Here is a 26,941-nt window from a genome sequence, read left to right as displayed (position 1 = left end):
GGGCCGCGACCGGTAGGAAACGGCACCGGCGAACCTCGACGCGGAGTCGACCAGAAATCGGTGTCGCCGGGCCGTTGACGGCAATCGGCATAAGCTGCACAACAGCCGGGCCATGGTGACGGCTCGACTGGGTATCCGGAGCGCAGCGCCGGGTCGATCCGTCGATCCCGGCAAGGGCCGCGCAGGTGATCGAAAGAAGGTATCCCGCTCATGGTGAACGTGACCGACGGCTACGGGTCGAGCATCCTCGGCTATCCCAGGATCGGGCCGCACCGCGAACTCAAGCGGGCCCTGGAGGCCTACTGGCACGGTTCGCTCGACCGAGAGAAGTTGCTCGCGGTCGGCCGTGAGATCCAGGAGACCCAGTTCAACGAGCTGGCCGCTACCGGACTGACCCAGGTGCCGGGCAATACCTTCTCGTTCTACGATCACGTGCTCGACAACGCGCTGTTGTTCGGCGCGGTGCCCAAGCGGTTCGAGCCGTATCGCGAGGGCCTGCATCCGCTGGACTTCTACTTTCTGATGGCGCGCGGCCGTCCGGACCTGCCGCCGCTCGAGCTGGTCCGGTTCCTGGGTACGAACTACCACTACCGCCAGCCGGAAATGGACGCCGACACCGAGTTCTCGCTGCACCCCGAGGCGCTGCTCGACGAATTCGACCGCGCGAAGGCGGTCGACATCGAACTGCGGCCGGTCGTCCTCGGCCCGGTGTCGCTGCTGCTGCTGTCCAAGGCCGGGCACATCCCCGGCGAGTCGGGCGGATTCGACACGCTGAGCCTGCTGGACAAGCTGCTGCCGGTCTACGAGGAACTGTTCGAGATCCTCGCCAAGCGCGGCGCCACCTGTGTGCAGCTGGACGAGCCCGCGTTCACCAGCGAGCGCACGCCCGCGGAACTGGCCGCGTTCGAGTCGGCCTATCACCGGTTGGGCAGGGCCCCGCTGCGTCCGCGCATCCTGGTCACCGGACAGTACGGCGATTTCGGTGAGGCGCTGGCCATTCTCGCGAGCACGAACATCGAGGCGATCGGCCTCGACCTCGCCAGTCACCGGATGCGCCCGGAGGATCTGGCCGAGGTGCCAGGCATCCGCCGCAAGCGCTTGTACGCGGGCGTGATCAGCGGCCGCAACGTGTGGCGCGCCGACCGCTACGTCACGCTGGAATACCTGAACGAACTGGCGCAGGTGTGCCCGGACCTGGTCGTCTCGACCGGGACCACGCTGCTGCACGTGCCCTACGACCTGCTGGTCGAATACGACATCGAGGGGCATGTCGCCGATCGGCTCGCGTTCGCGAAACAGAAGGTGGGCGAGGTGGTCTCGCTCGCCAAGGCGCTCACCGAAGGCCCGTCGGACAAGTGGCGCAAGCGGCCGACCGAGGTGCACTTCAAGCAGAAGCACGCGGTGCGGCAACGGGTCTACGCGATCACCTCGGACATGCGCTCGCGGGAGCCCTACGAGGTGCGCCGGGAAGCCCAGCAGCGCAAGCTGAACCTGCCTCCGGTGCCCGCGACCACGCTCGGCTCCTTTCCGCAGACCGCCCGGATTCGCCAGGCGCGCTACGAGCTCGGCGAGGGCAGGTTGTCCTACGAGGAGTACCGCAAGCGGATCGAAGCCGAGATCGAGGCGACGATCCGATTGCAGGAGGACATCGGCCTGGACGTGCTGGTGCACGGCGAGCACGAGCGCAACGACATGATCCAGTATTTCGCCGAGCTGCTCGACGGCTTCGCGACCACCCGCTTCGGCTGGGTGCAGGTGTACGGATCACGCTGTGTGCGGCCGCCGATCATCTACGGCGACGTGTCGCGCCCGGCGCCGATGTCGGTGGAGTGGATCACCTACGCGCAGTCGCTCACCGACCGGCCGGTCAAGGGCATGGTGACCGGGCCGGTCACCATGATCGCCCGCTCGTTCGTCCGGCAGGACCAGCCGCTGCACGAGACCGCCGACCAGGTGGCGCTGGCCATCCGCGACGAAGTGGTGGACCTGGAGAAGGCGGGCATCGCGATCATCCAGGTCGACGAGCCCGCGATCCGGGAGATGCTGCCGCTGCGCCCGGAGGGGCGCGCCGAGTACCTGCGCTGGGCGATCGGCGCGTTTCGTCTGGCCACCTCGGGGGTGCAGGCGGAAACGCAGATCCACACGCACATCGGGTATTCCGGCCGCGCCGAGGTGGTCGAGGCGATCGAAGAACTCGACGCCGACGTCACCGCCATCGTCGCGACGCGCTCGATCGAATGGGTGCTGCGTGCGTTGAAGGAGGACTGCGGCTCGGGGCACGGGCTCAGCCACGGCGTCGGCCCCGGCGTGTACGAGAGCCGGTCCGCGCGTATCCCGGACATCGACGAGCTGGACGAATTGCTCACGGCGGCAGCCGAAGCGGTGACGCCGCAGCGGTTGTGGGCGAATCCGGACGGCGGCCTGAAGACCAGGCACTACTGGCAGCTCGAGCCGTCGCTGCGCAACTTGGTCGCGGCGGCGCGCCGCATCCGCAGACGGGTGGAGTCCGCCGAGTGAGCTGAGGCAGAACGCGCCGAGGGCCGTCTTCGTTCGATCGAACGGGGGCGGCCCGCGGTGTTTTCCGAGAGGTAATTCAGTACAGTGCGTACTGTATCGTTGAACCATGGACACCGATAACGGCTGGCCGGACTCACTGCGCGTCGCGCAGGTCAGGATCGCCCGCCCGACCGACCGGCTCGAGGAAGTGGTGCGGTTCTACGTCGACGGGCTCGGCCTGCGCGAGCTCTACCGATTCCGCGGCCACGCGGGCTACGACGGCGTGATGCTCGGACTGCCCGGGGCCGGATACCACCTGGAATTCACCACGCATGTGGACGGCAGCCCCGGCGATGCGCCGAGCCGGGAGAACCTGTTGGTGCTGTACTTCACAAGCGAGTCGCACATGTACGACGTGGCGCAACGGCTCGGTGAGTTCGGCGTCGAGCCGGTGCCCGCCGAGAATCCGTTCTGGGCGGCCAACGGCGGCTTGACCTTTCCCGATCCGGACGGTTGGCGCGTCGTGCTGATGCCGCGACCGGTCTTCTGATGGCGGGACGAACCCGCGACGACCGCATCGACGCCGCGGTGCTCGCCGCCGCGCGGGAACTGCTCGACGAGGTGGGATACGCGGACCTGTCCATCGGGCAGGTCGCGGCCCGTGCGGGTCTGCACCGTCCCGCGATCTACCGCAGATGGCCGTCGAAGCGGCACCTGGTGGTCGACGTCGTCGCCGAAATGCTCGGCTTGCGACCGACCCCGGACACCGGCGACCTGCGCGCCGACCTGAACCGCGCCATGCGGGATCTGGTCGCGGCACTGCGTGATACGTCGCTGCACCGGGTGTTGCCCGCGCTGGTCGCGGACCTGGCGGGTGACGAGCGGTTGCGCGCCCACTTCCTGGCCACGGTCTTCGAACCGCGGCGGCGGACCACGGCGACGGCGTTGCGCTCGGCCATCGCCCGCGGCGAAGTGGACCCGGGCATCGATCCGGATTTCGTGCTGGACGCGGTCGCCGCGCCGATCTATTACCGGGCGTTGTTCGGACACCTACCGCTGACCGATGAACTCGCCGAGCAGTCGGTCACGGCGGTGCTGCGCGCGATCAGTCGTTGACGGCAGGCAGCGCGCTGAGCGTCGCGAGCACCTCGGTCGCGGCATTGGCCACCGCTTCGACCTCGGCCATCGCCAGCGCGGCCGCCGTGGCGGCCCGCACGCGCGGCAGCAGTGCCAAGCAGGCCGCTGCGGCGGTACGGTCGGCCGGGGCGAGCTCGGCGTCGTCCTCGGCGGCGGATTGCCATGCCGCGGTGGCGATCACCTCGTGCAACCAGTTGAGCAGCTCCAAGCGCAGTGGTTGCGGATCGCGCAGCCAGGCGCGGACATAGGTCACGTCGGTGCGCTCGTGCAGCAGGGCGCCGAGCACGACTTCGGCGGCGGGCGCGGTGACCGAGTAGATCGAACCCTGGTGCAGCACCGCGGAGTACAGGAAGACGATGCCGCGCGCCTGGTCCTCGACAGCCGCGCTGATCAGGTCGGCGAGCATGGCGGGGGCATCGCTCGCGGATCCGTGGGCGTGCGCCAGCCCGGCCCAGTCCGTCTCGCGCAGCACGGTCGCCGCGCGTTCGTGGTAGATCGGCGCGAGCGCGGCCGCCGCCCGGACGCGAGCTTCCGCGTCCGTCGAATCGAGTGCGCGCTGGAAGGCCGCCAGCGCCACGTCCGGCTCGCCGAGTTGTTCGCTGAACACCCCGATATCGAAACTGGCCCGCGCGGCCACCGCGGGATCGTCCGAACCGGCCAAGGACCGGCTCACCTCCCTGGCCCCCGGCAGATCGCCCGCCTCGCTCAGATGCTGGACGAGATCGCCCGCGACGATGAGCGACTGATCCTCCGGCCAGCCGTCGATGACGGCGCGGTAGGCGGCCTTCACGCCGTCCAGGTCGTCCTCGGAGCGCAGAAGGTAGGCCAGGTTGGACAAGGCGAGCCGGGCGATGTCGCCGGGGCCCGCGTCGATCGCGTGCTGGTAGGCCGTGCGCGCCGAATCCGAGTCCCCGCGCTTGGCGCGCGAGTAGCCGAGATTGATCCACGCCCGCGGCGCCGCGTCGGGATGGCCGGATTCGGCAGCGTGCTCGTACATCGCCTCGGCTGCCGCCGTGTCGCCGCGCTCGGCCAGCAGCAGGCCCAGGTTGTAGGCCGCGCGCGGCCCGGCGTCCTCATGGCCGGAATCGACCGCGACGTGGTAGGCGCCTTCCGCGGCCGGTTTGTCACCCGCCGCGCTCAGCAGTCCGCCCAGCTCCGCGGCGGCCAGCGGCGCCCAGTTCGGATGGCCGGAGGCGATCGCGATCTGGAACGCCTCGCGCGCGGCCGCCACGTCGTTGCGCCTGCGGTGCATCTTGCCGAGGTCGAAGGCCAGGTCCGGCGGCCGCTTCAGCATTGTTCCCATTCCAGCCTCGGCACCGAATGGTGCGGATCCTTTTCCGAGAGTTCTACATCGGCGCGCGATTCATGGCTACCCGTGGCGTGGGATAGGCCCGGTGCGAGACGGTTCAGTCGGGGCCGATCTCGGTGGCCAACGTGCGCAATCCGGCGATCAGCTCGTCGGGCGACGGCGCGTGGTCGGGATCGACCAGCCACTGGGCCATGAGACCGCCGATCAACGCGTGCAGCACCGCGCCCACGGCGCGGTCGGCCTCCGCGCCGCGGCTCGGGCCGAACAACTGCCAGAGCTGCTGGCGCGCGTGTTCCTCCGCGGTCGCCAGCTCCGCGCGTACCTCGGGGGAGTGCAGCGCCTGCGCGAGGCCTTCGATATTCGCCGACCAGAGCGGCCGGTCCTCGGTGAACGACGCGATGAGCTTGCGCCAGAAGATTTCCAGGCGCGCCGCGGGCGTAACGAGGTCGTCCTGCGGCAATGCCTCGGCGATTCGCTGCACCGCCTCCGCACTCGATTCGATCATCGCCTGGTTGAGCAGCTTGTCCCGGGTGCCGAAGTGGTAGTTGATCGCGGCCAGGTTGCTGCCGGAGGCGGCGACTATCTCGCGCACGGTCGTGCGTGCGTAGCCGCGCTCGGCCAAGCATTGCTTGGCCGCGGCGAGCAGGTCTTCGCGGGTTCCCACTCCAGCACCTTAGCAAGGGGCCATACGTGCGTTTGTAACGTTCGTTTCAAACAAGCGTATGTGACAGGCGTTTGAAACGTACGTATGGTGGGGTTCGTCCGCACGAGAAGGAACGAGATGATGACCGATCACCGCCCCCTGTCCCCCTTCGAAAGCAGCTACTTCGGCTCCGACACCAGAATCGGCAGCATCCCGGTGGGTGGCATGCCGCTGTTCATCGGTTCGACCGTGCAAGGCGTCCTCGACGTGTCCGCGCTGCGCCGCGTCCTCGCCGAACTGGCGGCCGCGCACCCACTACTGCGCAGCCAGGTGATCGACGCCGAAGGCGCGAAATGCTTCCGGCGCGACGAGTCCTATCGGCCGCGCTTGACGATCACCGAGGGCGGCGAGCCGGAGTACCTGGAATTGGTGAACACCCCCCAGGACTGGACCGGCGGGTTGTTCCACGCGCATCTCCTGCGCGACGGCGACCACGATCGGATCGTGCTGGTCATCCACCACGGAATCGCCGACGGCAGATCCGCTTTCGCGCTGCTCGCCGAGCTGTGGGAGCGCTACACCGCGCAGGTGACGGGCGCGCCTGCGCCACAGGCGAATCCGGATCAACGCCTGCCCGAGGCAATGGACACCAGGCTGGCGCGGATCGTCTCCGACGAGGAGGTCGCGGGCCTGCTCGACCTGATGAGCGCGGGCGCGGCCATGATGAGCCCGGATCTCGCGCCGCGGCACCTGCCCGAGCTCGGCGACGGCGCGCACCGGCCGAACCGGTTGACCCTGGACCGGATCGAACTGGACGAGAGCGAGACCGCCGCGGTGGTCGCCGCCGCCCGCCTCCACGGTGTCTCGGTGAACAGCTTGGTCACCGGAGGGGCGCTCGCCGCCTTCCGCGCGGAGCTGGAGCCGTCGGCGGGAGCGCTGCCGATGATCTGCGGTCACGCGGTCGACGTTCGCGCGGAACTCGTGCCGCCGCTGCCCGCGAGCACCGTGCTGAACTGCGTATCGGGAGTGGGCACCTACGCGCTCGTAGAACCGGAAGCCGATCCGATCGCGCTGGCGCACACGGTGGCATCGGGCATGCGCTCCTCGGTCGAGCGCAGAGAAGCCCTGCTGGTGATGCTCGCCGCCCAGCGGGTCACCGACCCGGTGACCGCCGCGCTGTTCTCCTCGCCGAACACCTTCGCCATCTCCAATATCGGTCGCCTGCCCGCGTTCTCGGCCCCACCGGGACTGCGTATCGTCCGCAACGACGTCTTCGCCATGACGGTGGGCATGCCGCCGAAGCTGACGGTGTTCACGGTCGGCGACCGGATGACCATCCAGGTGGAGTACGACACCGCACGGCACAGCCGGTCGCAGCTGGGCGCGGTGAGCCAGGCGCTGACCCGGACGTTGGCCGCCGTTCGCGCCGCCTAGCCACGCGCCGTCGCCGGTTCCCTCCGATGGCCTGCCAGTGCAGATGCCACGACGCAAGCGGGATGGGGCGGGTTCGAACTCGACAGGCCGGCGAGGCCCGCGATCGGCCCGGTCGCGGTCTCACTCCGCGGGCGGCTCGTGACGGCCGGCCAGGCGAAGGGTCAGCTTCCTGGCGAACTTTCGGCGGCGCTTGGGTGAGCCGGTCATGCGATCGATGTCGGCCTCTACGTCGGCCGGGACGTCGTAGCGGCGGATGTAGGCGCTGGAGAACGCCTGCACCGTCGCGGTGACCGGAATGGCGAGCAACGCGCCCGTGGCGCCGAGCAGCGCCGCGCCCGCCAGCACCGCGCCGAAGGCCACGGCGGGGTGCATGTCCAGGGTGGTCGCGGTGATGCGCGGTTGCAGCACGTAGTTCTCGAACTGCTGGTAGAGCACGATGAAGCCGAGGATCCACAGCGCCGTGCTCGGCCCGTGCACCAGACCCACGATCACCGGTAGCGCACCGGCGAGATACGTGCCGACCGTGGGGATGAACTGCGAGACCACACCGACCCACAGCGCGAGGGCGAACGCCGACGGCACGTCCAGCAGCCGCAGCATGACGTAGTGCGCGAGTGTCGAAGCGAGCGCGAGCAGTGCACGGGAGTAGATGTAGCCGCCGGTCTTGTCCACCGCGATGTCCCAGGCGCGCAACACATGGCGCTGGCGGCGCGGCGGCAGGAGCGAGCAGACGGTGGTGCGGATCCGGGGGCCGTCGGCGGCGAAGTAGTAGGTGAACAGCAGGATGCCGAGGATCTGGAAGAGCGCGCCGATCGCGGCCGTGCCGATGCCCCAGACGTTGCCCGCCAATCCGGTGAGGTAGCCCTCCAGGGTCGAGCTCCAGTCGGTGGCGTACTTCTGGATGTCCGTACTGGACAGGTCCTTGTGGAAGGTGTGGTTGATCCAGTCCACGCCGCGGTCGGCGTATTCGGGGGCGTGCTGCACCAACGTGGTGACCTGCTCGACCAGCAGCGCTCCGAGCGTCCAGAAGAAGCCGACGACGAGTGCGGTCAGGACGAGGAACACCAATCCGGTCGCCGGACCACGCCGCATGCCGCGCCGCGCCAGCCAGTTCACCGCCGGTTCGATCGCGAAGGCGAGAAACAGCGAGACGAGCAGAATCGTCAGCAGACTCCGCAGTCGCTCGAGCACCCAGAAGGCCGCCAGCAACCCGGTGACCGTCGCCGCGGCGAGCAGGAACGCGCGCGGCAGCCACGGCGGCATGCCGCTTGCGGCGATGGCCGGTCGTGGCGTCTCGTCTTCGTCCTCCGCAGGCACAAGGCCAAGGTACCCACGCGACGACCGGTTAGCGCACGACACCGCGCGGCCGCACCGGTGGAGCGAGCGGGCTCACATGGTGGAGACGTCGATGACGAACCGGTAGCGCACGTCGCTGGCCACCACCCGGTCGTAGGCGCCGTCGATCTCGTCGGCGGCGATCAGCTCGATCTCGGCGCCGATGCCGTGCTCGGCGCAGAAGTTCAGCATCTCCTGGGTCTGCGCGATGCCGCCGATCATCGAGCCCGCCAGCGAGCGGCGGTAACCGGCGAGGTTGAGCGGCTTGACGCTCAGGGGCTTCTCGGGCAGACCGAGGACCACCAGGGTGCCGTCCAGGTTCAGCAGGCGCAGATAGTCGTCCATGGGCAGGTTCGCCGACACCGTGTTGAGGATCAGGTCGAACCGGCCGCGCAACTCGCGGAAGGTCTGTTTGTCGCTGGTCGCGTAGTAGTTGGTGGCGCCGAAGAGCTTGCCGTCGTCCTGTTTGCTCAGCGAGTGGCTCAGCACCGTGACCTCGGCGCCCATCGCGGCCGCGAGTTTGACCCCGACGTGGCCGAGTCCGCCCATGCCGATGATCGCGATCTTCTTGCCCGGCCCAGCGCCCCAGTGCCGCAGCGGCGAGTACAGCGTGACGCCCGCGCACAGCAGCGGCGCCGCGACGTCCAGGCCGATCCCTTCGGGGATGGCGACCACGAAGTTCTCGGTCACCACGATCTGCGTGGCGTACCCGCCGAGCGTGTGGCCGCCGGGCTCCACCGCCGGATCGACCGGGGTGTTGTAGGTCATGGTCGCGCCCGCGGTGCAGTACTGCTCCTCGTCGGCGAGACAGGGCGCGCAGACCCCACAGGAATCGACCATGCAGCCGACGCCGACGCGGTCGCCGACCCGGTGCTTGGTGACCGCGGATCCGACCGCGGCGACCACGCCCGCGATCTCGTGGCCCGGCACGCAGGGGTAGCGGGTTCTGCCCCACTCGTTGCGGGCGGTGTGGATGTCGGAGTGGCAGATGCCCGCGAACTTGATGTCGATCAGCACGTCGCGTGGACCCAGGTCCCTGCGGTGGATCGTGACCTTCTCGAACGAGCCATCGGCGGTGGACAGGGCATAGGCGGCGGCAGTACTCATGAGGACATGCCTACCGTCGCATGGGTGCGGTTGCCAACTGTGACACGGAAAAGGCACGCTCACGAGCTATTTTTCCGGCGGGCTGCACGGTTCGATGATCTTCGGCGGCGCGCACCGGCGACAATGGATTCGGGAGGTTCGGCCGAGGCGGGAGAGCCATGGACGAAAAACGGCAGCAGTGGATCGGGGCGCGTCGCGCGCCCGGTGGTGGCCGGGTGTTCGTGCTGGTCGTCACCCTCATGCTCGTGGTCGCCGCGTTCCTCGGGTATCGCGGCGATCTCCCGGACCGCGACCGGCCCGGCCCCGCCGGGACGGCGGCCTCGGTCGCGTTCGTCCCGCCCGAGCCGCTCGACGCGGGACTCGTCACCGCGGCGGTGCGCCCGGCGCTGGTCAACATCAACGCCTCTGCCGAGCGATCCGGGCCAGGTGCCGCGGGCTCCGGCATCGTCCTCACCGCCGACGGCGAGGTGCTCACCAGCCACCACGTGGTCAAGGGCGCGGACACCGTGACCGTCACCGACGTGGGCAACGGCAAGGTCTACGACGCGGCGGTGCTCGGCTACGACGCCGACGCCGACATCGCCCTGCTGGACTTGGCCGCGGCCAACGCGCTGCCGACCGCGACCATCGGCAGTTCGACCGGATTGCGGCTGCGTGAGGAGCTCCTGGCGATCGGCAACGCGGGCGGGACCGGCGGCACGCCCACCGCGGTGCACGGCCCGCTCACCGACCTGGACAGCGCGATCGTGGCGATCAACGCCGCCGATCTGTCGCGCAAGGCGCTCAACGGGATGCTCGAGGTCGCGGCGGCGGTCACGCCGGGACAGTCCGGCGGAGCCCTGGTCGATCACAAGGCGTCCGTCGTCGGCGTCATCGCGGCGGCGTCGGGCGACGGGGCGCGCACGGCCGACCACCCGGCCAACGGCTACGCGGTGCCGATCGATGCCGCGATGCGAGTGGTCCAGCAGATTCGCTCCGGCACCCCGACCGACACCGTGCACATCGGCCCCACGGCCACGCTCGGCGTGCTCGTCTCCAACGCGCTTCCGGCCGGTACCGGAGCGCGCGTGGACATGGCGATCTACGGCATGCCCGCCTATACCGCCGGTCTGGCCGCCGGGGACGTGATCACCTCGCTCGACGACCACACCGTCAGCAACGCGCAGTCGCTGCGCATCGCGCTGAACAGGCGCAAGCCCAACGAGACCGTCCGATTGGGCGTCACCGGCGCGGGCGGCGCGCGCACGGTGCCGGTGGCGCTGGTCGCGGGGCCGCCGAACTGATCCGGATCAGACCAGCGACAGCCAGTAGTCCTGGAAGCGCAGGAACACCAGCAGCAGCACGACCGCGTAGAACAGCGCGACGATCGTCCAGCGCCACTCGGCGAGCACCCCCAGCGGACCGCGCGAGCGCCCCCACAGCTGATCGGTGCACACCGCGAGCAGCGGCGTGATGATCGCCCACACCACCATGCAGTACGGGCACAGCGCGTTGATCCGGTACAGGCTCTGGAAGATCAGCCAGCAGATGAAGCCGACCCCGAGCAGGGTGCCCAGCCACAGCCCGCCCCAGACCCAGCGCGGGAAGCCGACCCCGGCTACCGACAGCACGCCGAGCGTGACGACGACCGTGAACCCGACGATGCCGATCAGCGGGTTCGGGAACCCGAAAACCGCGGCCTGATCGGTCACCATCACCGACCCGCAGGACAGGATCGGGTTGATGCTGCACGACGGCGTGTAGCCGGGATCGGTGAACAGCTTGAACCGTTCCACGGTCAGCGCCACGGCGGCCAGCCAGCCGGCCAGCCCACCGATCAACAGGACCCACGCGGCCCGGGGCCCCGCGGTGATCACTGGCCCGCGGCGGCGCTGATCACGGGTGCGAGACCGCCCGCGCCGAAGACCTGCTGGCTGGACTCGACCTTCTTGCCGTTGACGAACACCGACGGGGTCGACTGGATACCGCTGTCCAGCACTTCCTTGGTGCGGGCCTGGACGTACTTGTCGTACTTGTGGTCGGTGATGCACTGGGCGATCGCGTCGTCGGTGTAACCGGCGCTCTTGGCGATCTGGACCAGCTGATCGTCGGTCAGGCCCGCGCCGCCCTCCGGGGGCTGCTGGGCGAACATCGTCTTCAGCCAGGCCTGGTACTTCGACGGGTCGGCCTCCGCGACGCAGTAGGCGGCGTTGGCCGCGCGCGAGGAGTAGCGCGTGGTGGACGCCTTGTCCAGGAAGGCGATGATGTTGTACTCGACCACCGCGGTGCCGTTGGCCACCGCTTCCTCGAGCACCTGTCCATTGGCCGCCTCGAAGGCCTTGCACGCGGGGCACTGGAGGTCGGCGACGACCCGCACGGTGACCTTCGCGTCCGGCTTGCCGACGCGGACGGCGCCGTTGTCGGTGATCGAGGCGGGCACGGGGCCCGCATTCGCGGTGCCGGTGGCGGCGATGGACGGAGCGGGGCCGGGATCGTCCTTGTGCGCCTTCTTCACCGCGATGCCGATGCCGATCGCCGCGATCAGCGCGACGAGCACGGCGGCGACGCCCACCTGGATCAAGATCTTGCGGTTGCGGTCGGCGCGTTCCGCCGCCAGCAGCGGGTTCGACTTCCCACCCTGGTTCTTGCTCACCGTGCGCTCACCACGCCTTTCGCTCGCCGGACGGTTTCTGCCGCCACGATCGTAGATCCGCCGACCATCTCCCCGCGTGATCGGCCCACAGCCGCCATCATCGTCGGCCTACCTGAGAGATTCCGTAAAACAGGGCGTAGCGGCGCTTCGGAAGGCGCCGATACCGGCCGGGGGCAGGCGGTATGAATGGTGGGATGACTGTTCTCGGTGTTGTGTTCCGCCCGCAAAATCCCCCCGAACTGCTCCGCGAGGCAACCCGCGTGGCCGAGACGACGGGGCTGGAGGAATTGTGGCTGTGGGAGGACTGCTTTCTGGAAAGCGGCATCGCCACCGCCGCAGCCGCGCTGGCCTGGACCGAACGGCTGCGCGTCGGCATCGGGCTGTTGCCCGTACCGTTGCGCAACGTCGCGGTCACCGCCATGGAAGCGGCGACGCTGCATCGGCTGTTCCCCGACAGGCTGATCCTCGGTGTCGGGCACGGCGTCCAGAGCTGGATGGGGCAAGTCGGCGCACGCGTGGAGTCGCCGGTGACCCTGCTCGGCGAGCACCTGTCCGCGCTGCGCGCGCTACTGGCCGGTGAGCGGGTCACCACCTCGGGGCGCTACGTGCATCTCGACGCCGTCGCGCTGGACTGGCCGCCCGCTCGAGCGCCGAAGGTCTACGCGGGCGCGCGCGGCCCACGGTCGATCCGGCTGTCCGGCGAGCACGCCGACGGCACCCTGCTCGATTCCGTCACCGACGCCGACGGCGTCCGCGCCGTCCGCACGCTGATCGATGCGGGTCGCGCCGCCGCGGGCCGCGCCGACCGGCACGAGGTGATCGCGAATCTACTCGCGGTGACCGGTCCGGACGCCGAGGCTCGCCTGGCCGCCGAACGGACGCCGGAGCACGCGCCCGGTGCGGGCGTCGCCGGTGACGCGCACGCGGTCGCCGGAGCCGTCACGCGGCTGGCCGAGGCGGGCGCCGACACGGTCGTCCTGCAGACCACCGCCGACGACACCGACCCGGCCGCGTTCATCCGCTTCGTGGCGGAGGAGGTCAGGCCGCTGGTCCGCTGACGCTATGCCCGCGCCAGCCGCCGCTTCTGCTGTTCGACGTCGAAGGTCGCCGGGGGCCAGTCGAGGTCGAGCCGCTCGAGGGCCGCGATCAGCAGCTCGGTGACGGCGAGGCGGGAGAACCACTTGCGGTCGGCGGGCACGACATGCCAGGGCGCGTACTCGGTGGACGTGCGGTCCAGCACCGCCTGGTACGCGTCCTGGTAAGCGGGCCAGAACGCGCGCTCGTCGATGTCGGACGGGTTGAACTTCCAGAATTTGTCCGTGCGTTCCAGCCGCTCGGCCAGGCGCCGCTTCTGTTCGTCGAGCGAGACGAACATGGCCACCTTCACCAGCGAGGTGCCCTCGTCCACCAATTCCTGCTCGAACGCGTTGATCTCGTCGTAGCGCGGCTCCCACACCGTCGGCGGAACCAGATTGTGTACCCGCACCACGAGCACGTCCTCGTAATGCGAGCGATCGAACACACCGAGCTGACCCGCGCGCGGCAGTGCCTTCCGGATGCGCCACAGATAGTGATGGCGGCTCTCCTCCGGCGTCGGCACCCCGAACGCGGCGTGGTCCACGCCCTGCGGGTCGACCGATCCGATGACGTGCCGGACGATACCGCCCTTGCCCGCTGTGTCCATGCCTTGCAGGATCAGCAGCACGTTGCGGCGGTCGCCGCCGGCCCGGCCGTTGGCGTACAGCTTCTCCTGCAGATCCGACAGCACCTGGGCGCGTTCGGCGAGCAAGGGCACGCCCGCCTTCTTGCCGCCGGTGAACCCCGGCGTCCCGGAGGTGTCCAGCTCGGCTACGCGCAAGCCATCGGCTCGCATGGCCTCGGTGGGCGGCACCGTCCACAATTTCGGCATGGCTCCAACCTAATCGCGCGGCGGTTCGGCCACGTCACACTTGCGCGAGCCGCAGTAACTGAGTGGCGAATTCCTCGTCCGACACCGGGGTGAGGATGAGATCGTGCGCGGTGGTGAGCAAGTAGCGACCGTCGCCGGTGAAGTCCAGCCAGGTGCGATGGCGAGTGGGCGGGGACATCGGGTTCTCCGGCTCCACCGTGACGGTGATGAAGCCACGCCCGTCCACCGGCTTGCGCAGGGTTTGGCGGAACTTCGCCGCGCCGCGATGACCGTTGGTGACGAACGGCTCGGTGCGATCCGGATTCAGCACCGCGTCCTGCGGCTCCCGCATCGGGGCGAGCTTGCCCGGTCGCGCCGAGCCGATGATCTGCACCAAGCGTTCGCCCACGGCACGGGCGTGGCACATCTGTACGGTCACGCGGTCCGGTGTGGCGACCAGGATGCCCGCGTGGTTGTGCACCACCGCGGCGAACGCGAGGATCCGTTCGGTCTCGGACCCGCTGCCGTTGCGCGAGAGCGCCGAACGCTCGCCCGAGACGGTGATGGTGGTCGCGTCGTTGCGCGCGCAGAGCACCAGCGCGGCGGCGAGATCGGGATCGGCTTGGCGGGCGAAGCGCTGCGGCAGATGGAGGGCGTGGTACTCCGACTCGGTCCGCGCGGTGGCCGAAGGGACCATGTTGACCGGGTAGGGCCTACGGTCCAGGCTCGTTTCGTTCGTCCAGACATGCGTGAACTCGTCCGGGGTGAGCACCCATTTCACCGTGCGCCGCCTCCGCGCGCGGAATCCGGATCGCCGGGTGCGTTGTCGGCCGCCGAACCTTCCTGCGGCCGGGGGAATCGGGGAACGCGGTCGCCGGTGGCGGGCATCGTCGGGGTGTAGACGTAAGTCATCGTGTCCCGGACATCCGCTTCGATGTCTGCCGCCGCACTATCGTGTTCCATCCTACGTTTTCCACCGTAAACCGCTTCTGCGGCCGGGTCCGCCAGCGGCCGATACCGCTGCGGCGGCGCGATCGCGCCCCGGACCGTCTGCGCGGCATCGCTATTCAACTCCATCAGCCGAGCGACCGCCCGGCACACGTCGTGCGTATCCCCGCCCGCGCGGACGAACTGCCTGGTCGCGCTCACCGCGGCGTCGGCTGCCCGGCCCGACCAGCGCGCGAATTCCCGGTTGGTGGCATCGGAGAAGGCTTGGAACGCTTCGGCCACCGCGGTCGCGTTGGCCTGCCATGCCGCGGCGATCCGGCCCAATGCCGCCGGATCGAGCGCTTCGTGCACCAGCTCCCAGATCTGCTGGTGGGTGTAGGCGCCGAACAGTTCCCGATCCGGCGCGTAGGCGGGATCGGTTGCGTCGTCGGTGAATCCGGCCAGTTCCTGCCGGATGCCGTCGGCGGCGGCGCGTGCCGTGGAGTCTGCCATCCGTCGTCCCCCTCAGTCGGTCCCGGCGCGCGGGTGCGCGCTCAACGGGGCTCCAGATAGTCGGCGACCAGCCGCAGTGCGGCCTGATTCGCCGCCTCGGCGTCGGCCAGCCGATTGGCCGCGGCGAGATACGCGGCCTTGAACAGCAGCGCCGTTTCCTGGAACGCGGCCAGGGTGTCCAGGTATTGCCTTCCCTTGGCGGAGAACCCGCGGGTGAGGCCGTGCCCGGTCGGCAGATCGGGGAAGCCGGTCACCTCGGTGACGAGGTGTTCGCCCGCCATCGCGCGGCCCAGATCGTCGACCAGTTGGTCGCACGCGGCGGCGAGATTCTCCGCGACCGCCGTGTCCAGCTCGAACCTTTCGCTCCCGCCCGCGCCGATGGCCGCCGCGTACAGCTCGCGCGCCGTCCCCTGTCCGGTATCGGGTACCGCCACGTGGAAGCCCCCTTCCGCTCGGTCCTGTTCGTACCGCGCTGTACTGGATTCGCACTTTACCGGGCGGTTCAGCGCGGCGGACCGCCTCGGTACGGGCTTGTGTGAAGGCCTCTGCGCCCGTCTCCGCCGTTGTTACACTGACCAGCGGTCCGAGGGGCGGTGTGGGGAAGGCGACCGGTGGCCGGAATCGATGGCGTAGTCCCGAAGTATCTGCAGATCTCGGGGCATCTGCGGGATCTGATCGAGCGCGGGGAGTTGGCTCCCGGCGCCGAGGTGCCGTCCGAGCGCGAACTCGCCGCCCGCTGGAAGGTCGCCCGGCCCACCGCCGCCAAGGCGCTGAACACGCTGCGGCAGCAGGGAATCGTGACGTCACGTCGTGGGTCGGGCACCTACGTGGCCGAACGCTCGGCGCTGATGCGCGAGAGCGCGCCCCGATACGGACCGTCCGCGTCCCAGCCCGATTCGGTGACCGTGCTGGGAGCTGAAATGGTGGAAGGACCGCGAGAGGTCACCGAATCGCTCGGTCTCCCGACGGCCAGTCCGGTGATCAGTGTGAAGCTGTTGTACGAGAACGGCTCCGGGGCCGTTCGGCTGGTCACATGCTGGTATCCCGATGAATTCGCCGCGGCCGCGACGCTGGTGCACGGGACGGTGCCCGTGCCGGGCGGAGTCGTGCGGTGTCTGGAGGCCGTGATCGGCCGCGCCGCCGCAGTCGTGCGCGAGAGCGTCGGCGCCCGGCTGGCCACGGACGACGAACGCCGCCGTCTCGCGCTCCCGCATCCGGCGGCGGTGCTGGTCGTGCACCGCATCGGTCTTGACGTCCGAGGCGTCGCGCTGGAGTACCGCCAGAGCGTCCACCCGCCCGGCCGCCCGATCATGGAGCAGGAGTATCCGGCCAGGTCAGCGACCGATTTCCGCCGTTGACACCCCTGCGCCGCAACTGGCATAGTCCACTTGTCGGAAGTATCGAAGGGTGGGAGGGGCGATGTCCGATCAGTTGACCGTCGGCGGCTGGGTGGTCGTGGGGGAGCAGTGCTCGGTCCGCTTGGCCCCGGTACCGCGCGACGACTTCCTGGCCTTCGTGTTCGAAAGCAGCGGAACCGAATTCGAATTGGCCTTGGCGCCCGCGATCCTGCACCGCATGGTCGATCTCGGGACCGCCCCGTCCGCGCCGTGACATCGGCGAGCCACCACCGCGGCGGATCGCCTTACGCGCACCGTGGGTCGCGGCGGTTCCTGCCGACGCCTGCGGAACAAGCTGATCTCGAGGCCGAAAAGCCAGTGCGGGTGCGTGCTTCGGCTATCTCCGCGGTTGTGTTCTACGCGTCGATGAAAAGGTCGTTGGCGAGTGCGCCGGAGCCCGGTACGACTCGGTAGTGGTCCAGGTCGGTGCGGCCATGGGAAGCGAGGACATCCTCGTCCAGGAGCAGCCGGCCGGTGTAGGTCGCGGCGGGGCTGGTCACGATCAGCAAAGCGGCGTCCGCGCAGATGAACGGGTTGCGGGACGCGGCGACGGCTTCCGCACCGCCGAGCAGGTTGCGCACCGCGGCGGTGTCGATCTTCGTGCGCGGCCACAGGGAGTTCACGGCGATGCCGTAGGGCCGGAACTCGTGTGCCAGACCGACGGTGGCGATGCTGACACCGTATTTGGAGACGGTGTAGGCCACGCCGTTGCCCACGTGCTCGGGGTTCATGTTGAGCGGCGGGGAGAGGGTGAGGATATGTGGATTCCGCCCGGCCGTCGCCGAGGCGCGCAGATGCGGCAGCGCCAGCTTGGACAGCAGGAACGGCGCGCGGAGATTGACGGCTTGCATGTGGTCGTAGCGCTGCATGCCGATCTGCTCGGCGCCGGTGAGATCGACCGATCCCGCGTTGTTGACCAGGATATCGATGCCGCCGAAGCGCTCGGCGATCCGATCGACCGCCTCCGCCATCGCCTTGTCGTCGCGGACATCCGCCACCAGCGGCAGTACCGCGCCACCCGCGGCCTCCGCTTCCGCGGCGGCCGTGTGGATGGTGCCGGGCAGCTTGGGGTGCGGCTCCTGGGTGCGGGCGATCATCGCGACGTTCGCGCCCTCCGACGCGAACCTGATCGCGATCGCCAGGCCGATGCCACGGCTCGCCCCGGTGACAACGGCGGTCCTTCCCGCGAGCAGATCCCCGGTTGCCTCTCCTCGGGCGGACGCGGGCGTGGGTAGGGGACTGTTCATGGCGGGGTCCTCTGGCTGGAATACGCGATCTTGTGGAGTGAGGCTAGCTGGCATTCGCCGGGAGCGTGACAGATCCGTTGTCCCCGAGCTGTTTACAGCGGCTCGAGGGCGGTTGCTCGCCGTGCCCGATGGGACGATCGAAGCCGGTGCGTTCATACGCGGCAGTGGTTGAAAAAGCAATTGGATTTTCTCGGCGATCCGGGGAACCGAGAGCAGTCGGGATGCGTCCAATAACAGTGACGACCGTTTGAACGATGCACAGGCGGGCCTGGGGGTGAGGGGATCGGTGCGATGTCGGACGCGAACAACGGAGGTGCGATGGCGACCCGGACGGTGCCGCAGCCTCCGTTCCCGCCGGGGTTGCTGGCCGATCTGCATGCCGGCAATGTGACGGCCGCGCAGCGCGAGCAGTTGTGGCCGATCGTCTCGCGTGATCCGCAGGCGGTGCGGTATCTGCGCGGGCTGGATGAGATCAGCGCGGAATTGGGTGCACTGAGCCGGGAGGAACGCGTCATCCACTCCATGCCCGAGGACGTCACCGCCCGGCTGACCGAATTCATCGAAGCGCTCCGATCACCCCAGGACACCACGGTCCACGCGATCGCGCGCGGGCGGGCGGGCGAGGCCCGGCTCGATATCGGATATTCCCAACGCGGCACGGCTCCTTCGGTCGCTGTCGACGAGCATCGCCGCGCCAGGGCGCGCTGGTTCGCCGCGGCAGCCGCGGCGATCGTCGCCCTTGCCGCAGCCGGCTCGGCCATCTCGGCGATGGACGGCCGTGACCACCGAGCCCCCACCGCGCGACCCGCCATCGGAAATGACGAAGTCACCGCCACCATGGCCCTCGGCGCGCTGGGCCGCCACGCCGTCAGCGGCTCCCTCTCCGACCCCGAAGCGCTGCAACGCTGTGTCCACGCGAACGGGCTCGACCGCACCGTCCTCGGTTCGGCCGACATCGCGTTCCAGGGCGGCGACGCGGTGCTCATCCTGCTCAACGGCCCGCACCCGCCCGCCGTCACCGCGTTGGTCGTCGGAACCGGCTGCGATACCGGTGACCCGCAGCGGCGGATAGTGCAGGACATCGGCTGACCGCGCGCGGCGGGTCGCGTTCCACCGCGCACGGCCGCGCGCACGCCTGCGCGCGATAGGCTATGACAGTCGTCATGAACATGGGAGGAGAATGGTGGCCGAAACGCCGCAGGCGCGGGATCGAATGGTGGCAGGCGCGGCCGACATGATCCGCCGCCGCGGTCTGAACGCGACCAGCGTGCGGGAACTGGCCAAGCACGCCCAGGCTCCGCTGGGATCCACCTACCACTACTTCCCCGGCGGCAAAGCGCAGCTGGCGGCCGAAGCCGTGCGCTTCGCCGATGCGCTGGCCGCCCGCAAACTCGCGCAAGGGCTGCCCGCCGGGCCGGTCGCGGGATTGCGGTCGTTCGTCGACATGTGGCGGAAGGTTCTGGCGGACAATGATTTCCAGGCCGGCTGCCCGGTGCTCGCGGTCGCGATCGAGGGCCAGGGGGACGACGACGAGCCGCAGCGGGCCGCCGCGGCCGCGTTCGAGAACTGGACCGGCCTGCTGACGCGGTCGTTGCGCGACCACGGCGCGAGCGAGGCCGACGCCGAGCCGACCGCCACCCTGATCGTCGCCGCGGTCGAGGGCACGGTGGCGATGTGCCGGGTGGAGCGCAGCACCCTTCCGCTCGATCGGACCGTGGACAAGCTCGAGTTCCTGATCCGGGCCGTCACCTCGGAGGTCTAGTGCGCGGGCTTCGTCGCGCTGACGTACTGGAGCAGGCGATGGACCCGCTGGTCGATCTCCACCAAACCCTCCTCGGCGAACAGGGCGGGAAAGGTCCGGGCGCCGAACACCCGCAGCCCGCTCAAACCGCCGACCACGCGGCTCATCTCACCGATGGGGTTGGCCGCCCGGTGGCTGGTGGTGATGGCGATCCGGCCACCGGGAGCGAGAACGCGAATCATCTCGCGAGCGGCGACGAGTGGGTCCGGAATGAGGTAGAGCGCGCCGAAACAGCAGACCGCGTCGAAGGTTCCGTCCGCGAACGGGAGCCTGCGCGCGTCGCCGCGGAGATACCCGACGCGCGGTCCGGCGTTGTCCGCGACGGCGCGCGCCAGCATCGGCTCCGAGTAGTCCACGCCGATCGCATAGCCCTCGCCGGACAGCGCCTCACTCAGGTATCTGGTGAAATTGCCCGGTCCGCAGGCGATGTCGAGCACCTTCTGCGCGCCGCCGAGCCGCAGGGCGGTGACCGCGTCGCGGCGGTCGGACGCGGTCGTCCGCCCACTGGCGAGATAGAACAGCGTCGGCCGCCAGGCGCGTTCGTACACCGCGGCGAGCGCGGGGGCATTCATCGTCTTGCGTGCGAGATTCACCGGAGCGCGTCCCTCAGGCGCGGTCGACGGTGATCGTCATGCCCGCCGCGCGCAGTCGCTCGGTGAGGGCGTCGCCCATCGCCGCGGCCGGGGTGAGAATGCCCGCGAGCTCGGGTTGCTTCTCCGTGTCGAACGCCAGGCACAGACCGCTCTCGCCGAGCAGTACGGCGGTGGCCTGGTATCCCGGGTCGCCGGTGCCGGAGAAGGTGGCCACGTACTTCGCGCCCGAGGTGGTGTGCGCGAACGTCTTCATGCTGAACCAGCCGCTCTTGCGGGCCTGCTCGCTCGGTCCGGTGCCCGGCTTGGGCAGCACGCGATCGAGCAGCTTGCGGCCCGCCGATGCCCGCGACAGCAGGGCACCCGCGGTCATGCCCGCCACGATGCCGCCCGCCATCCCCGCCGCTACCAGCGGCGCCACCCGGGACTTCCCCGCGCTCATCACTTCGCGGTAGCGGAAGTTCTTGCCGTACACCCAGCCGAGCAGGCCGTTGCTGCGGCGCACGATCTTGGTGTTGTGCGCGGCCATGACGAACGTGCTGACCCACCCGTCCAGGCTGGGGTCGATCGCGCTCGCCCGCGACAGCGCCTGATCGGACTGGCGGCCGACGTCGGGATCCATCGACCTGTCCGGGCTCAGCGAGTACGGGTGCGACATCACCTTGCCCTTGGCCGGGTCGGCGGCGATCGCCTCCATCATGGCGCGGCCGGAATCGATGGTGCCGCCGCTGACGCCGCCCTTGAGCGAAGCCACCAGCGTGGTGTCGACGAGCTCACCGGTGTTGTCCTCGACCGTGCGGCGGTAGAGCTGATACACGCTCAGATCGGACGGAATCGAGTCGAAGCCGCAGGAATTCACGATCTTCGCGCCCGTGGCGACGGCCTGTTCGTGATAGTTGTCGATGGCGTCGCGGATGAACAGCGGCTCGCCGGTGAGGTCGGCGTAATGGGTTCCTGCCTTCGCGCACGCCGCCACCAGCGGCATCCCGTAGCGCAGGTACGGGCCGACGGTGGTGACCACGACTTTGGTGCGCGCCGCCAGCTCGTCGAGCGCGCTCTGGTTTGTCGAGTCGGCCACCACCAGACCCCAGTTCGCGGCCGTCGGGCCGAGGTCGTCGCGTACGGCGGTCAACTTGTCCAGCGATCGTCCCGCCAGCGCGATTCGCGCGGATTCCGGCGCGGCCTCGGTGAGATATTCCGCGGTCAGCTTGCCGACGAAACCCGTCGCGCCGAAGAGCACTAGGTCGAATTCCCGTGTGTCTGCCATGGTCTTCCGTTCTGCGGTCGTGCCGCCGTTCGGCGGCTACTTGGTGGTCTTCTTGCGCGGCCGTTGCGGCGCGGCGCGCGGGCGGTCGGCGAGCCAGGCGTGATGGGCCCGGCCGAGCTCGGTGACCGGTGGTTCGTCGTAGAGCCATTCCCTGGAGATGCGATGCCAGTTCGCGGTGCAGCCGAGGTGACCGAGCATGCCGAAGGTCAGGAAGTCGGCGCGGCGGGAGAAGAGGTGCTCCGGCGGCAGATTCTGCTGCTTCATACCGGTGAACTCGCTGGCCCTCGGATCGACCGCGAGCAGGAAGGCGCCGCTGGCGAGCTCGGGAGTGATGGTCAGTTCCTCGTCGATCAGACACCATTCCGAGGCGGCCAGTACGTATTCCAGGCACTCCTCGGCGCCGATCTCCTGCGGCGAATCGATGACGCCGCGTTGGATCATCAACTCGCGCAGGTCTTCCGCGCGATCTTCTGCCGCGGCACGCAGACAGACCAGCTCGAACTGCACGTGCTCGGCGTCCATGCGGTTGAACAATCCGAAATCCAGGAAGCCGACCCGGCCGTCGTCGGCCAGCAGCACGTTGCCCGGATGCGGGTCGCCGCAGAATTCGTTGAAGGTGAACAGCGATCCTACGTAGAACCGGTAGATGATCTCGCCGATCCGGTTGCGCTCCGCTTGGGGCAGCTGCCGGATCTCTTCGAAGCCCTTGCCCTCCACGTATTCGGTGACCAGCACCCGCGTGGTGGAGAACTCCGGCAGCGAGCGCGGGACGATGACGAACGGATGCCCGGCGTACAACTCGGCGATCTGCAACTGGGTGGCCGCTTCGGCCCGGTAGTCCAGCTCGGCCTCCATGTTCAGCCGCAGCTCGTCCAGCACCGCGGGCGTCACCCACGGCATCGCGGACTGGAGCACGCGCCGGAACATCGCGAGATTCTTCAGATCCGCGCGCACCGCGGCGTCGATGCCCGGATACTGCACCTTCACCGCGACCTGGCGGCCGTCGTGTAGTCGCGCCCGGTACACCTGGCCGATCGAGGCGGCGGCGACGGGCTCGGCGTCGAACTCGGCGAAGACCGCGTCGAGCGGCTTTCCGAAATCGTCCTCGATCACCTGGCGCATGGCCGCGAAGGAGACCGTCGGGGCCGCGTTGCGCAGCACGGCCAGGCGTTTCTGGAACCGCTCCCGATGGTCCTCTGGCACCAGATCCAGATCGAGCACCGACATCATCTGGCCGAGCTTCATGGCGACGCCCTTCATGGTGCCCAGCACCGTGACCACCTGCTCGGTGGTGCGGATCATCGATTCCTCGGCCATCTTCGCCCGGACGGCCTCGGATCTGCCCCGCATGGTCAACCGCGCGCGCTGGGTGCGAAGCACCGAACTGGCTGCCACCGCGCCCAGCTTCGTGCCACGAGCAAGCCGAGAGGTCGGTACTTGCTTCGCCATCGAGGTACCTCCGTTGGTGCCGCGGTCGGAGCGACGGACGCGGGCGGCAGCGTGCGGGATACCCGCACGGACCGCCGTCGAGTACGGCGCCTGCGGTGACGCAACGCACTCGGCGCACCGCTCGGGTTCAGACTAGCCAAGGATTCGGCAAAGTCGAGAGCGCTGGTGAACTTTTGCAAGCGCTCCAGCTAGCACCAGGGCCGATGGCTCGATTCAGTCTTGCGCCGGCGTCTCGGGGGCGGGCAGCACATGCTGCTGCGCGTTGAACGCGGCGGGCGAACCGCCCGCGCGGGCCATGCCCTCGATGGCGCTCCAGGCGAGCATGGTGAGGTAATCGATCACGTCCTCGCGGGACAGCGACTTGTTGGTGGTCCACCAGTGCGTGGCCAGCTGGATGCCACCGACCAGCACGTACGACGCCAGCGCGGCGCCCTCGGTCGCCACGCCCCGGTCCTTGGCGCGATCGGTGATCACCGCGCACACCACCTCGGCGAAGAGCTTCTCGAACTCCGCGAGCGAGGACTGGTCGGCCGAGCCGTTGCCCATGATGAAGCGGTAGACCTCGGGGTCCTCGTCGACCGTGCCGACGTACTCGGCCAGGGCCGAGCGCACCAGCTGGTACTCGTCCGCGTCCAGGCTGATCGCGCCGTACACCCGCGGCATCAGCGTGGTCTCGATGAACCGCTGCATGGTCGCGTGGACGAGGTCGTTCTTGTCGGAGAAGTAGCGGTAGAGCACGGTCTTGGAGACGCCGATCTCCGCGGCGATCTCGTCCATGCCCGCGTTGCTGCCGCGGGCGCGCACGGCGGCGAGAGTGCCGTCGACGAGTTCCTCCCGGCGGTCGATCTTGTGTTGCCGCCACCGGCGCTTGCGGCCGTCCATCCGGCCGCCGCGCACCGCCGACGGTCGCTCGCCGACATCGACAAGGTCTTCGGTGGACAGCGTGGGCTCCCTCGTTCGTAAGTGCTCCGGTAGCTACCAGCTTAGGTCCCCGATACCCGTGATATGCGCTTTTGAGCCCGGATGCGGTAGGAACCACAGTCCGGGCGTGTCCGGCGCCCGGCACGTCCGGTTTGTGCGCAGGCACTCACCCCGCTCGCTCACTTCGCCGCGCACAGCAGAATGGGAGGCATGGAGAAAGCTCCCGGCAACACCGCGGTGCTGAACGCCCGGGGCGACCGCGCCGGAGACGCCGCCGCGCCCCTCGGCTTCGCCGCCGTGCTCGACGAGGCGGCCAAGCGTCGTGACCTCTGGCGGATGAAGGCGTTCGCCACCGGGCTGCTCGCCTTGGCCACCGCGATCTATCTGTTCTGCCGCTGGACCGAATCGCGCGGGGCGGGCGGCGACTGGGTCGGCTACCTGCGGGCCGCATCGGAGGCGGGCATGGTCGGCGCCCTGGCGGACTGGTTCGCGGTGACCGCCCTGTTCCGTCATCCACTCGGCCTGCCCATCCCGCACACGGCGATCATCCGGCGGAAGAAAGACCAGCTCGGCGCCAGTCTCGGTACGTTCGTCGGCACGAACTTCCTGGCGCCCGAGGTGGTGTCGGCCAAGGTGAACTCGGCGCAGATCTCCTGGCGGGTCGGGCGCTGGATGGCCGATCCGGGTCATGCCGCGCGCGTGGCGCAGGAGAGCTCGACCATCCTGCGCGCCGTCGTCGGCGTACTGCGCGACGAGGACGTGGAGCAGGTCATCGACAACACCATCGTCAAGCGGATCGCCGAGCCGCTGTGGGGTCCGCCGATCGGACGGGTGCTGGCGGAACTGCTCGCCGACAACCGGCAGTTGGCGTTGCTGGATCTGCTCGCCGAGCGCGCGCACCAGTGGGCGCTCGGATCCCAGGAGACGATCGATCGGATCGTGTTGCGGGACGCGCCGCAGTGGGCGCCGAAATTCGTCAACATCTTGCTTTCCGAACGGATCTACCGGGAACTGGTCGAGTTCACTTGGAAAGTCCGCTCCAATCCGGAGCACGAGGTCCGTCTCGCCGCGAACCGGTTCCTGGAGGAATTCGCCGAGGACCTGCAATTCGATGACGCCATGATCAAAAAGGCGGAGCGGATCAAGGCGCAGATCATGGGCCGGGAGGAGATCACCGGACTCGCCTCGGCCACCTGGCGCGCGGCGAAGCGGCTGATCCTGGAGTCCGCCGACGATCCGAGCAGCACGCTGCGGCGCAAGGTCGCCGAGAACGTGCAGCAGCTCGGCGAGCGCTTGCGGGACGACGCGGACATGCGGGCCAAGGTCGACAACTGGATCGATCGCGGCGCGCGCTACTTGGTGGAAAACTATGCCGGTGAGATCAGCACCCTGGTCACCGACACGGTTGCCCGGTGGGATGCCGAGGAAGCCAGCAAGAAGATCGAATTGCAGGTCGGCCGGGATCTGCAATTCATCCGCATCAACGGAACCGTCGTCGGTTCGCTTGCCGGACTGACGATCTACACGATTTCCCACTTGATGTTCGGCGGTTGATCCGCGGCGTGCGGAACGTTTGCCGAAACGCTGCTAGCAGACTGCTTGCAATAGCTAGCACCCTGACCTAGAATCGAATTCGTACAACCGCCAGAAGGTGAGTGATGGCTGACCAGCCCGAGGTTTCCGCCGAGTACACCGAGAGATCGGACGAGCATTCGTCCGGCATCGGCGAACGAGGGGGTCGCGTCGTCAGTGCGGCGCACGACATCGGAGGCTTCATCAGGGCGCAGCGGGAAGCCGCGCAAGTCTCGTTGCGTCAACTCGCCCAGCTGGCGGGGGTGAGCAATCCGTATCTCAGCCAGATCGAGCGCGGACTGCGAAATCCGTCCGCCGAAGTGCTCACGCAGATCGCGAAAGCGCTGCGGGTCTCCTCGGAGGTCTTGTACGTACGGGCTGGCTATCTCGAGCAGCGGCCGCACAGTCCGGTCCGGGACGCACTGCTCGCCGACACGTTCATCAGTGAGCGGCAGAAGCAGGTGCTGCTGGACATCTATGAATCGTTTCGCCGGGAAAACGGAGGAAACGAGGTAGGGGGGGACGTATGGGACAGCGACGTTCCGCGCACGACAACCGAAACTCCGCCACGCCAGGAGAACGAAACACCATGACCGAGAAGAACGCCACCGTCACCAAGCCCCTGCTCGCCACCGTCGGCGCGGGTGACGCCCTCTACGCCGCCGTCAACGACGTTTTCGCGCAGGTGCGCGAGCGTGCGGCCGCCACCGAGGTGCAGGCCCGGGTGGAGGAGGCGCGCGAGCGCTTCGCCAACGTTCCCGCCGACGTCCAGGACCGGTTCGAGTCGCTGCGTGAGCGGCTGTCCGGCCTGCCGTCGGAGCTGCCGGACGACCTCGCCGAACTGCGCGAGCGGTTCACCGCCGAGGAGCTGCGGGCGCTGGCCGAGAAGTACTACCGGCAGGCGCTGGACATCTACGCCGACCTCGCCGTCCGTGGTGAGGAGACGATCGAGCGGCTGCGCGCCAACCAGGTCGTCGACGAGCGGATCGGCAAGGTCGAGACGCTGTACGGCGACGCGGTCAGCCGCGCCGAGGACGTGCTCGGGCGCGTCAACGGACTGATCGGCCGCCCGGCGAAGGAGGCCGAGCTCGCGGCCGACGAAGAGATCGACCCGGCGCCGGTCGTCGAGGCCGAGGTCGTCGAGGTGACCACCGAGGCCACCCCGGCTCCGGTCGTGAACGGTGAGGCCAAGAAGGCTCCGGCCAAGAAGGCCCCCGCGGCCAAGAAGGCTCCGGCCAAGAAGGCCGCTCCCAAGAAGCCCTGAACGGCCCGCGGC

28 protein-coding genes are annotated in these 26,941 nt (G+C 69.1%); 13 read left to right on the top strand and 15 right to left on the bottom strand.

Translation table 11 applies throughout. From position 1 onward, the window contains the following. The first annotated feature begins 210 nt into the window (after positions 1 to 210). From metE to ABZ824_RS08750, 3 genes are all read left to right on the top strand, one after another. Entirely contained in the window at positions 211 to 2,517 is a 2,307-nt protein-coding gene (metE, locus tag ABZ824_RS08760; protein ID WP_355071842.1) for a 5-methyltetrahydropteroyltriglutamate--homocysteine S-methyltransferase, read from the top strand. A gap of 106 nt (positions 2,518 to 2,623) precedes the next feature. Beyond that, entirely contained in the window at positions 2,624 to 3,046 is a 423-nt protein-coding gene (locus ABZ824_RS08755; RefSeq protein ID WP_356962643.1) for a VOC family protein, read from the top strand. Beyond that, entirely contained in the window at positions 3,046 to 3,612 is a 567-nt protein-coding gene (locus ABZ824_RS08750) for a TetR/AcrR family transcriptional regulator (RefSeq protein ID WP_356962641.1), read from the top strand. The genes ABZ824_RS08755 and ABZ824_RS08750 overlap by 1 nt, the downstream gene beginning before the upstream one ends. Here the strand turns inward: ABZ824_RS08750 and ABZ824_RS08745 are convergent. After that, positions 3,602 to 4,927, bottom strand: coding sequence for a tetratricopeptide repeat protein (locus tag ABZ824_RS08745; protein WP_356962639.1), 1,326 nt, complete (start codon positions 4,925 to 4,927; stop codon positions 3,602 to 3,604). The genes ABZ824_RS08750 and ABZ824_RS08745 overlap by 11 nt on opposite strands. 112 nt (positions 4,928 to 5,039) lie before the next feature. Then, positions 5,040 to 5,606: a TetR/AcrR family transcriptional regulator gene (locus ABZ824_RS08740; RefSeq protein WP_356962638.1), complete on the bottom strand. Its 567-nt coding sequence runs from the start codon at positions 5,604 to 5,606 to the stop codon at positions 5,040 to 5,042. Positions 5,607 to 5,726: 120 nt separating this feature from the next. Here ABZ824_RS08740 and ABZ824_RS08735 point away from each other — a divergent pair, with 120 nt between their 5' ends. Continuing rightward, positions 5,727 to 7,019 (top strand): hypothetical protein, encoded by a 1,293-nt coding sequence (locus ABZ824_RS08735; RefSeq protein WP_356962636.1) that lies wholly within the window; start codon positions 5,727 to 5,729, stop codon positions 7,017 to 7,019. A 120-nt stretch (positions 7,020 to 7,139) separates the two neighbouring features. Here ABZ824_RS08735 and ABZ824_RS08730 read toward each other — a convergent pair whose 3' ends face one another. Together ABZ824_RS08730 and ABZ824_RS08725 are read right to left on the bottom strand one after the other, a co-directional pair. Beyond that, the gene (locus ABZ824_RS08730) at positions 7,140 to 8,336 is read right to left on the bottom strand and encodes an AI-2E family transporter (RefSeq protein WP_356962635.1); all 1,197 of its coding nucleotides are present in this window, start codon (positions 8,334 to 8,336) and stop codon (positions 7,140 to 7,142) included. A 72-nt stretch (positions 8,337 to 8,408) separates the two neighbouring features. Then, a complete protein-coding gene (locus ABZ824_RS08725) occupies positions 8,409 to 9,461 on the bottom strand; it encodes an NAD(P)-dependent alcohol dehydrogenase (RefSeq protein WP_356962633.1) in 1,053 nt (350 codons plus the stop codon). Between the two features lie 158 nt (positions 9,462 to 9,619). Between ABZ824_RS08725 and ABZ824_RS08720 the strand changes: the two genes are divergently transcribed. Next, positions 9,620 to 10,744, top strand: coding sequence for a trypsin-like peptidase domain-containing protein (locus ABZ824_RS08720; RefSeq protein WP_356962632.1), 1,125 nt, complete (start codon positions 9,620 to 9,622; stop codon positions 10,742 to 10,744). A 6-nt stretch (positions 10,745 to 10,750) separates the two neighbouring features. On the opposite strand, the gene ABZ824_RS08715 is transcribed toward ABZ824_RS08720, so the two are convergent. Together ABZ824_RS08715 and ABZ824_RS08710 are read right to left on the bottom strand one after the other, a co-directional pair. After that, on the bottom strand, positions 10,751 to 11,317 hold the full coding sequence (locus ABZ824_RS08715; RefSeq protein ID WP_355071856.1) for a vitamin K epoxide reductase family protein: 567 nt from the start codon (positions 11,315 to 11,317) through the stop codon (positions 10,751 to 10,753). Beyond that, the gene (locus ABZ824_RS08710; RefSeq protein ID WP_356962631.1) at positions 11,314 to 12,093 is read right to left on the bottom strand and encodes a thioredoxin domain-containing protein; all 780 of its coding nucleotides are present in this window, start codon (positions 12,091 to 12,093) and stop codon (positions 11,314 to 11,316) included. Before ABZ824_RS08710 ends, ABZ824_RS08715 begins: the two co-directional genes overlap by 4 nt. A 182-nt stretch (positions 12,094 to 12,275) precedes the next feature. On the opposite strand from ABZ824_RS08710, the gene ABZ824_RS08705 reads away from it, so the two are divergent. Then, positions 12,276 to 13,151: an LLM class flavin-dependent oxidoreductase gene (locus ABZ824_RS08705; protein ID WP_356962629.1), complete on the top strand. Its 876-nt coding sequence runs from the start codon at positions 12,276 to 12,278 to the stop codon at positions 13,149 to 13,151. Positions 13,152 to 13,153: 2 nt separating this feature from the next. Here ABZ824_RS08705 and ABZ824_RS08700 read toward each other — a convergent pair whose 3' ends face one another. Genes ABZ824_RS08700 through ABZ824_RS08685 form a run of 4 tightly spaced genes read right to left on the bottom strand, consistent with a single transcriptional unit; the run spans position 13,154 to position 15,855 of the window. Then, positions 13,154 to 14,002, bottom strand: a complete 849-nt coding sequence (locus tag ABZ824_RS08700; protein ID WP_355071859.1) for a polyphosphate kinase 2 family protein — start codon at positions 14,000 to 14,002, stop codon at positions 13,154 to 13,156. 34 nt (positions 14,003 to 14,036) lie between these two features. After that, entirely contained in the window at positions 14,037 to 14,753 is a 717-nt protein-coding gene (locus ABZ824_RS08695) for an ESX secretion-associated protein EspG (RefSeq protein WP_356962628.1), read from the bottom strand. Between the two features lie 5 nt (positions 14,754 to 14,758). Next, complete coding sequence (locus ABZ824_RS08690) at positions 14,759 to 15,421, bottom strand: hypothetical protein (protein ID WP_355071862.1); 663 nt, start codon at positions 15,419 to 15,421, stop codon at positions 14,759 to 14,761. A 41-nt stretch (positions 15,422 to 15,462) separates the two neighbouring features. Next, positions 15,463 to 15,855 carry a hypothetical protein gene (locus tag ABZ824_RS08685; protein WP_355071864.1) on the bottom strand — a complete coding sequence of 131 codons (393 nt, stop codon included), beginning with the start codon at positions 15,853 to 15,855 and terminating at the stop codon, positions 15,463 to 15,465. A 177-nt stretch (positions 15,856 to 16,032) separates the two neighbouring features. Here ABZ824_RS08685 and ABZ824_RS08680 point away from each other — a divergent pair, with 177 nt between their 5' ends. Continuing rightward, positions 16,033 to 16,779 (top strand): GntR family transcriptional regulator, encoded by a 747-nt coding sequence (locus ABZ824_RS08680; protein ID WP_356962626.1) that lies wholly within the window; start codon positions 16,033 to 16,035, stop codon positions 16,777 to 16,779. 61 nt (positions 16,780 to 16,840) lie between these two features. Then, positions 16,841 to 17,032 (top strand): hypothetical protein, encoded by a 192-nt coding sequence (locus ABZ824_RS08675; RefSeq protein ID WP_356962625.1) that lies wholly within the window; start codon positions 16,841 to 16,843, stop codon positions 17,030 to 17,032. A 142-nt stretch (positions 17,033 to 17,174) separates the two neighbouring features. Here ABZ824_RS08675 and ABZ824_RS08670 read toward each other — a convergent pair whose 3' ends face one another. Further along, positions 17,175 to 18,065, bottom strand: coding sequence for an SDR family oxidoreductase (locus ABZ824_RS08670; RefSeq protein ID WP_356962623.1), 891 nt, complete (start codon positions 18,063 to 18,065; stop codon positions 17,175 to 17,177). Positions 18,066 to 18,383: 318 nt separating this feature from the next. Here ABZ824_RS08670 and ABZ824_RS08665 point away from each other — a divergent pair, with 318 nt between their 5' ends. Together ABZ824_RS08665 and ABZ824_RS08660 are read left to right on the top strand one after the other, a co-directional pair. Beyond that, positions 18,384 to 19,154, top strand: a complete 771-nt coding sequence (locus ABZ824_RS08665) for a hypothetical protein (protein ID WP_356962622.1) — start codon at positions 18,384 to 18,386, stop codon at positions 19,152 to 19,154. Positions 19,155 to 19,245: 91 nt separating this feature from the next. After that, positions 19,246 to 19,827 carry a TetR family transcriptional regulator gene (locus ABZ824_RS08660; RefSeq protein ID WP_356962621.1) on the top strand — a complete coding sequence of 194 codons (582 nt, stop codon included), beginning with the start codon at positions 19,246 to 19,248 and terminating at the stop codon, positions 19,825 to 19,827. On the opposite strand, the gene ABZ824_RS08655 is transcribed toward ABZ824_RS08660, so the two are convergent. From ABZ824_RS08655 to ABZ824_RS08640, 4 genes are all read right to left on the bottom strand, one after another. Next, entirely contained in the window at positions 19,824 to 20,459 is a 636-nt protein-coding gene (locus tag ABZ824_RS08655) for a class I SAM-dependent methyltransferase (protein ID WP_356962620.1), read from the bottom strand. The genes ABZ824_RS08660 and ABZ824_RS08655 overlap by 4 nt on opposite strands. 13 nt (positions 20,460 to 20,472) lie before the next feature. Then, entirely contained in the window at positions 20,473 to 21,723 is a 1,251-nt protein-coding gene (locus ABZ824_RS08650; protein ID WP_356962619.1) for a saccharopine dehydrogenase NADP-binding domain-containing protein, read from the bottom strand. Between the two features lie 36 nt (positions 21,724 to 21,759). Then, the gene (locus ABZ824_RS08645) at positions 21,760 to 23,172 is read right to left on the bottom strand and encodes an AarF/ABC1/UbiB kinase family protein (RefSeq protein ID WP_355071875.1); all 1,413 of its coding nucleotides are present in this window, start codon (positions 23,170 to 23,172) and stop codon (positions 21,760 to 21,762) included. Positions 23,173 to 23,385: 213 nt separating this feature from the next. Then, positions 23,386 to 24,054, bottom strand: coding sequence for a TetR/AcrR family transcriptional regulator (locus ABZ824_RS08640; protein WP_355071877.1), 669 nt, complete (start codon positions 24,052 to 24,054; stop codon positions 23,386 to 23,388). Positions 24,055 to 24,303: 249 nt separating this feature from the next. Here ABZ824_RS08640 and ABZ824_RS08635 point away from each other — a divergent pair, with 249 nt between their 5' ends. The 3 genes from ABZ824_RS08635 to ABZ824_RS08625 all read left to right on the top strand — a co-directional run bounded on the left by ABZ824_RS08635 (position 24,304) and on the right by ABZ824_RS08625 (position 26,929). After that, complete coding sequence (locus tag ABZ824_RS08635; protein WP_355071879.1) at positions 24,304 to 25,647, top strand: DUF445 family protein; 1,344 nt, start codon at positions 24,304 to 24,306, stop codon at positions 25,645 to 25,647. A 104-nt stretch (positions 25,648 to 25,751) separates the two neighbouring features. After that, on the top strand, positions 25,752 to 26,258 hold the full coding sequence (locus tag ABZ824_RS08630; RefSeq protein ID WP_355071881.1) for a helix-turn-helix transcriptional regulator: 507 nt from the start codon (positions 25,752 to 25,754) through the stop codon (positions 26,256 to 26,258). After that, positions 26,255 to 26,929, top strand: coding sequence for a heparin-binding hemagglutinin (locus ABZ824_RS08625; RefSeq protein ID WP_355071883.1), 675 nt, complete (start codon positions 26,255 to 26,257; stop codon positions 26,927 to 26,929). The genes ABZ824_RS08630 and ABZ824_RS08625 overlap by 4 nt, the downstream gene beginning before the upstream one ends. Positions 26,930 to 26,941: the final 12 nt, after the last annotated feature.

Source organism: Nocardia sp. NPDC047038, assembly GCF_040644075.1.
Taxonomy (GTDB): Bacteria; Actinomycetota; Actinomycetes; order Mycobacteriales; family Mycobacteriaceae; genus Nocardia; species Nocardia sichangensis.
Note: the sequence above shows the minus strand (reverse complement) of the source record. Positions and strands in the feature narration are given on the sequence as shown.

Bases quoted from the DNA above. Each gene is read 5' to 3' on its own strand.
- ABZ824_RS08675 (WP_356962625.1), top strand. From the start codon at position 16,841: ATGTCCGATCAGTTGACCGTCGGCGGCTGGGTGGTCGTGGGGGAGCAG.
- ABZ824_RS08720 (WP_356962632.1), top strand. From the start codon at position 9,620: ATGGACGAAAAACGGCAGCAGTGGATCGGGGCGCGTCGCGCGCCCGGT.
- ABZ824_RS08725 (WP_356962633.1), bottom strand. From the start codon at position 9,461: ATGAGTACTGCCGCCGCCTATGCCCTGTCCACCGCCGATGGCTCGTTC.
- ABZ824_RS08690 (WP_355071862.1), bottom strand. From the start codon at position 15,421: ATGGCAGACTCCACGGCACGCGCCGCCGCCGACGGCATCCGGCAGGAA.
- ABZ824_RS08665 (WP_356962622.1), top strand. From the start codon at position 18,384: ATGGCGACCCGGACGGTGCCGCAGCCTCCGTTCCCGCCGGGGTTGCTG.
- ABZ824_RS08650 (WP_356962619.1), bottom strand. From the start codon at position 21,723: ATGGCAGACACACGGGAATTCGACCTAGTGCTCTTCGGCGCGACGGGT.
- ABZ824_RS08635 (WP_355071879.1), top strand. From the start codon at position 24,304: ATGGAGAAAGCTCCCGGCAACACCGCGGTGCTGAACGCCCGGGGCGAC.
- ABZ824_RS08700 (WP_355071859.1), bottom strand. From the start codon at position 14,002: ATGCCGAAATTGTGGACGGTGCCGCCCACCGAGGCCATGCGAGCCGAT.
- ABZ824_RS08705 (WP_356962629.1), top strand. From the start codon at position 12,276: ATGAATGGTGGGATGACTGTTCTCGGTGTTGTGTTCCGCCCGCAAAAT.
- ABZ824_RS08660 (WP_356962621.1), top strand. From the start codon at position 19,246: ATGGTGGCCGAAACGCCGCAGGCGCGGGATCGAATGGTGGCAGGCGCG.
- ABZ824_RS08745 (WP_356962639.1), bottom strand. From the start codon at position 4,927: ATGCTGAAGCGGCCGCCGGACCTGGCCTTCGACCTCGGCAAGATGCAC.
- ABZ824_RS08670 (WP_356962623.1), bottom strand. From the start codon at position 18,065: ATGAACAGTCCCCTACCCACGCCCGCGTCCGCCCGAGGAGAGGCAACC.
- ABZ824_RS08645 (WP_355071875.1), bottom strand. From the start codon at position 23,172: ATGGCGAAGCAAGTACCGACCTCTCGGCTTGCTCGTGGCACGAAGCTG.
- ABZ824_RS08625 (WP_355071883.1), top strand. From the start codon at position 26,255: ATGACCGAGAAGAACGCCACCGTCACCAAGCCCCTGCTCGCCACCGTC.
- ABZ824_RS08640 (WP_355071877.1), bottom strand. From the start codon at position 24,054: ATGGACGGCCGCAAGCGCCGGTGGCGGCAACACAAGATCGACCGCCGG.
- metE (WP_355071842.1), top strand. From the start codon at position 211: ATGGTGAACGTGACCGACGGCTACGGGTCGAGCATCCTCGGCTATCCC.
- ABZ824_RS08755 (WP_356962643.1), top strand. From the start codon at position 2,624: ATGGACACCGATAACGGCTGGCCGGACTCACTGCGCGTCGCGCAGGTC.
- ABZ824_RS08735 (WP_356962636.1), top strand. From the start codon at position 5,727: ATGACCGATCACCGCCCCCTGTCCCCCTTCGAAAGCAGCTACTTCGGC.
- ABZ824_RS08630 (WP_355071881.1), top strand. From the start codon at position 25,752: ATGGCTGACCAGCCCGAGGTTTCCGCCGAGTACACCGAGAGATCGGAC.
- ABZ824_RS08750 (WP_356962641.1), top strand. From the start codon at position 3,046: ATGGCGGGACGAACCCGCGACGACCGCATCGACGCCGCGGTGCTCGCC.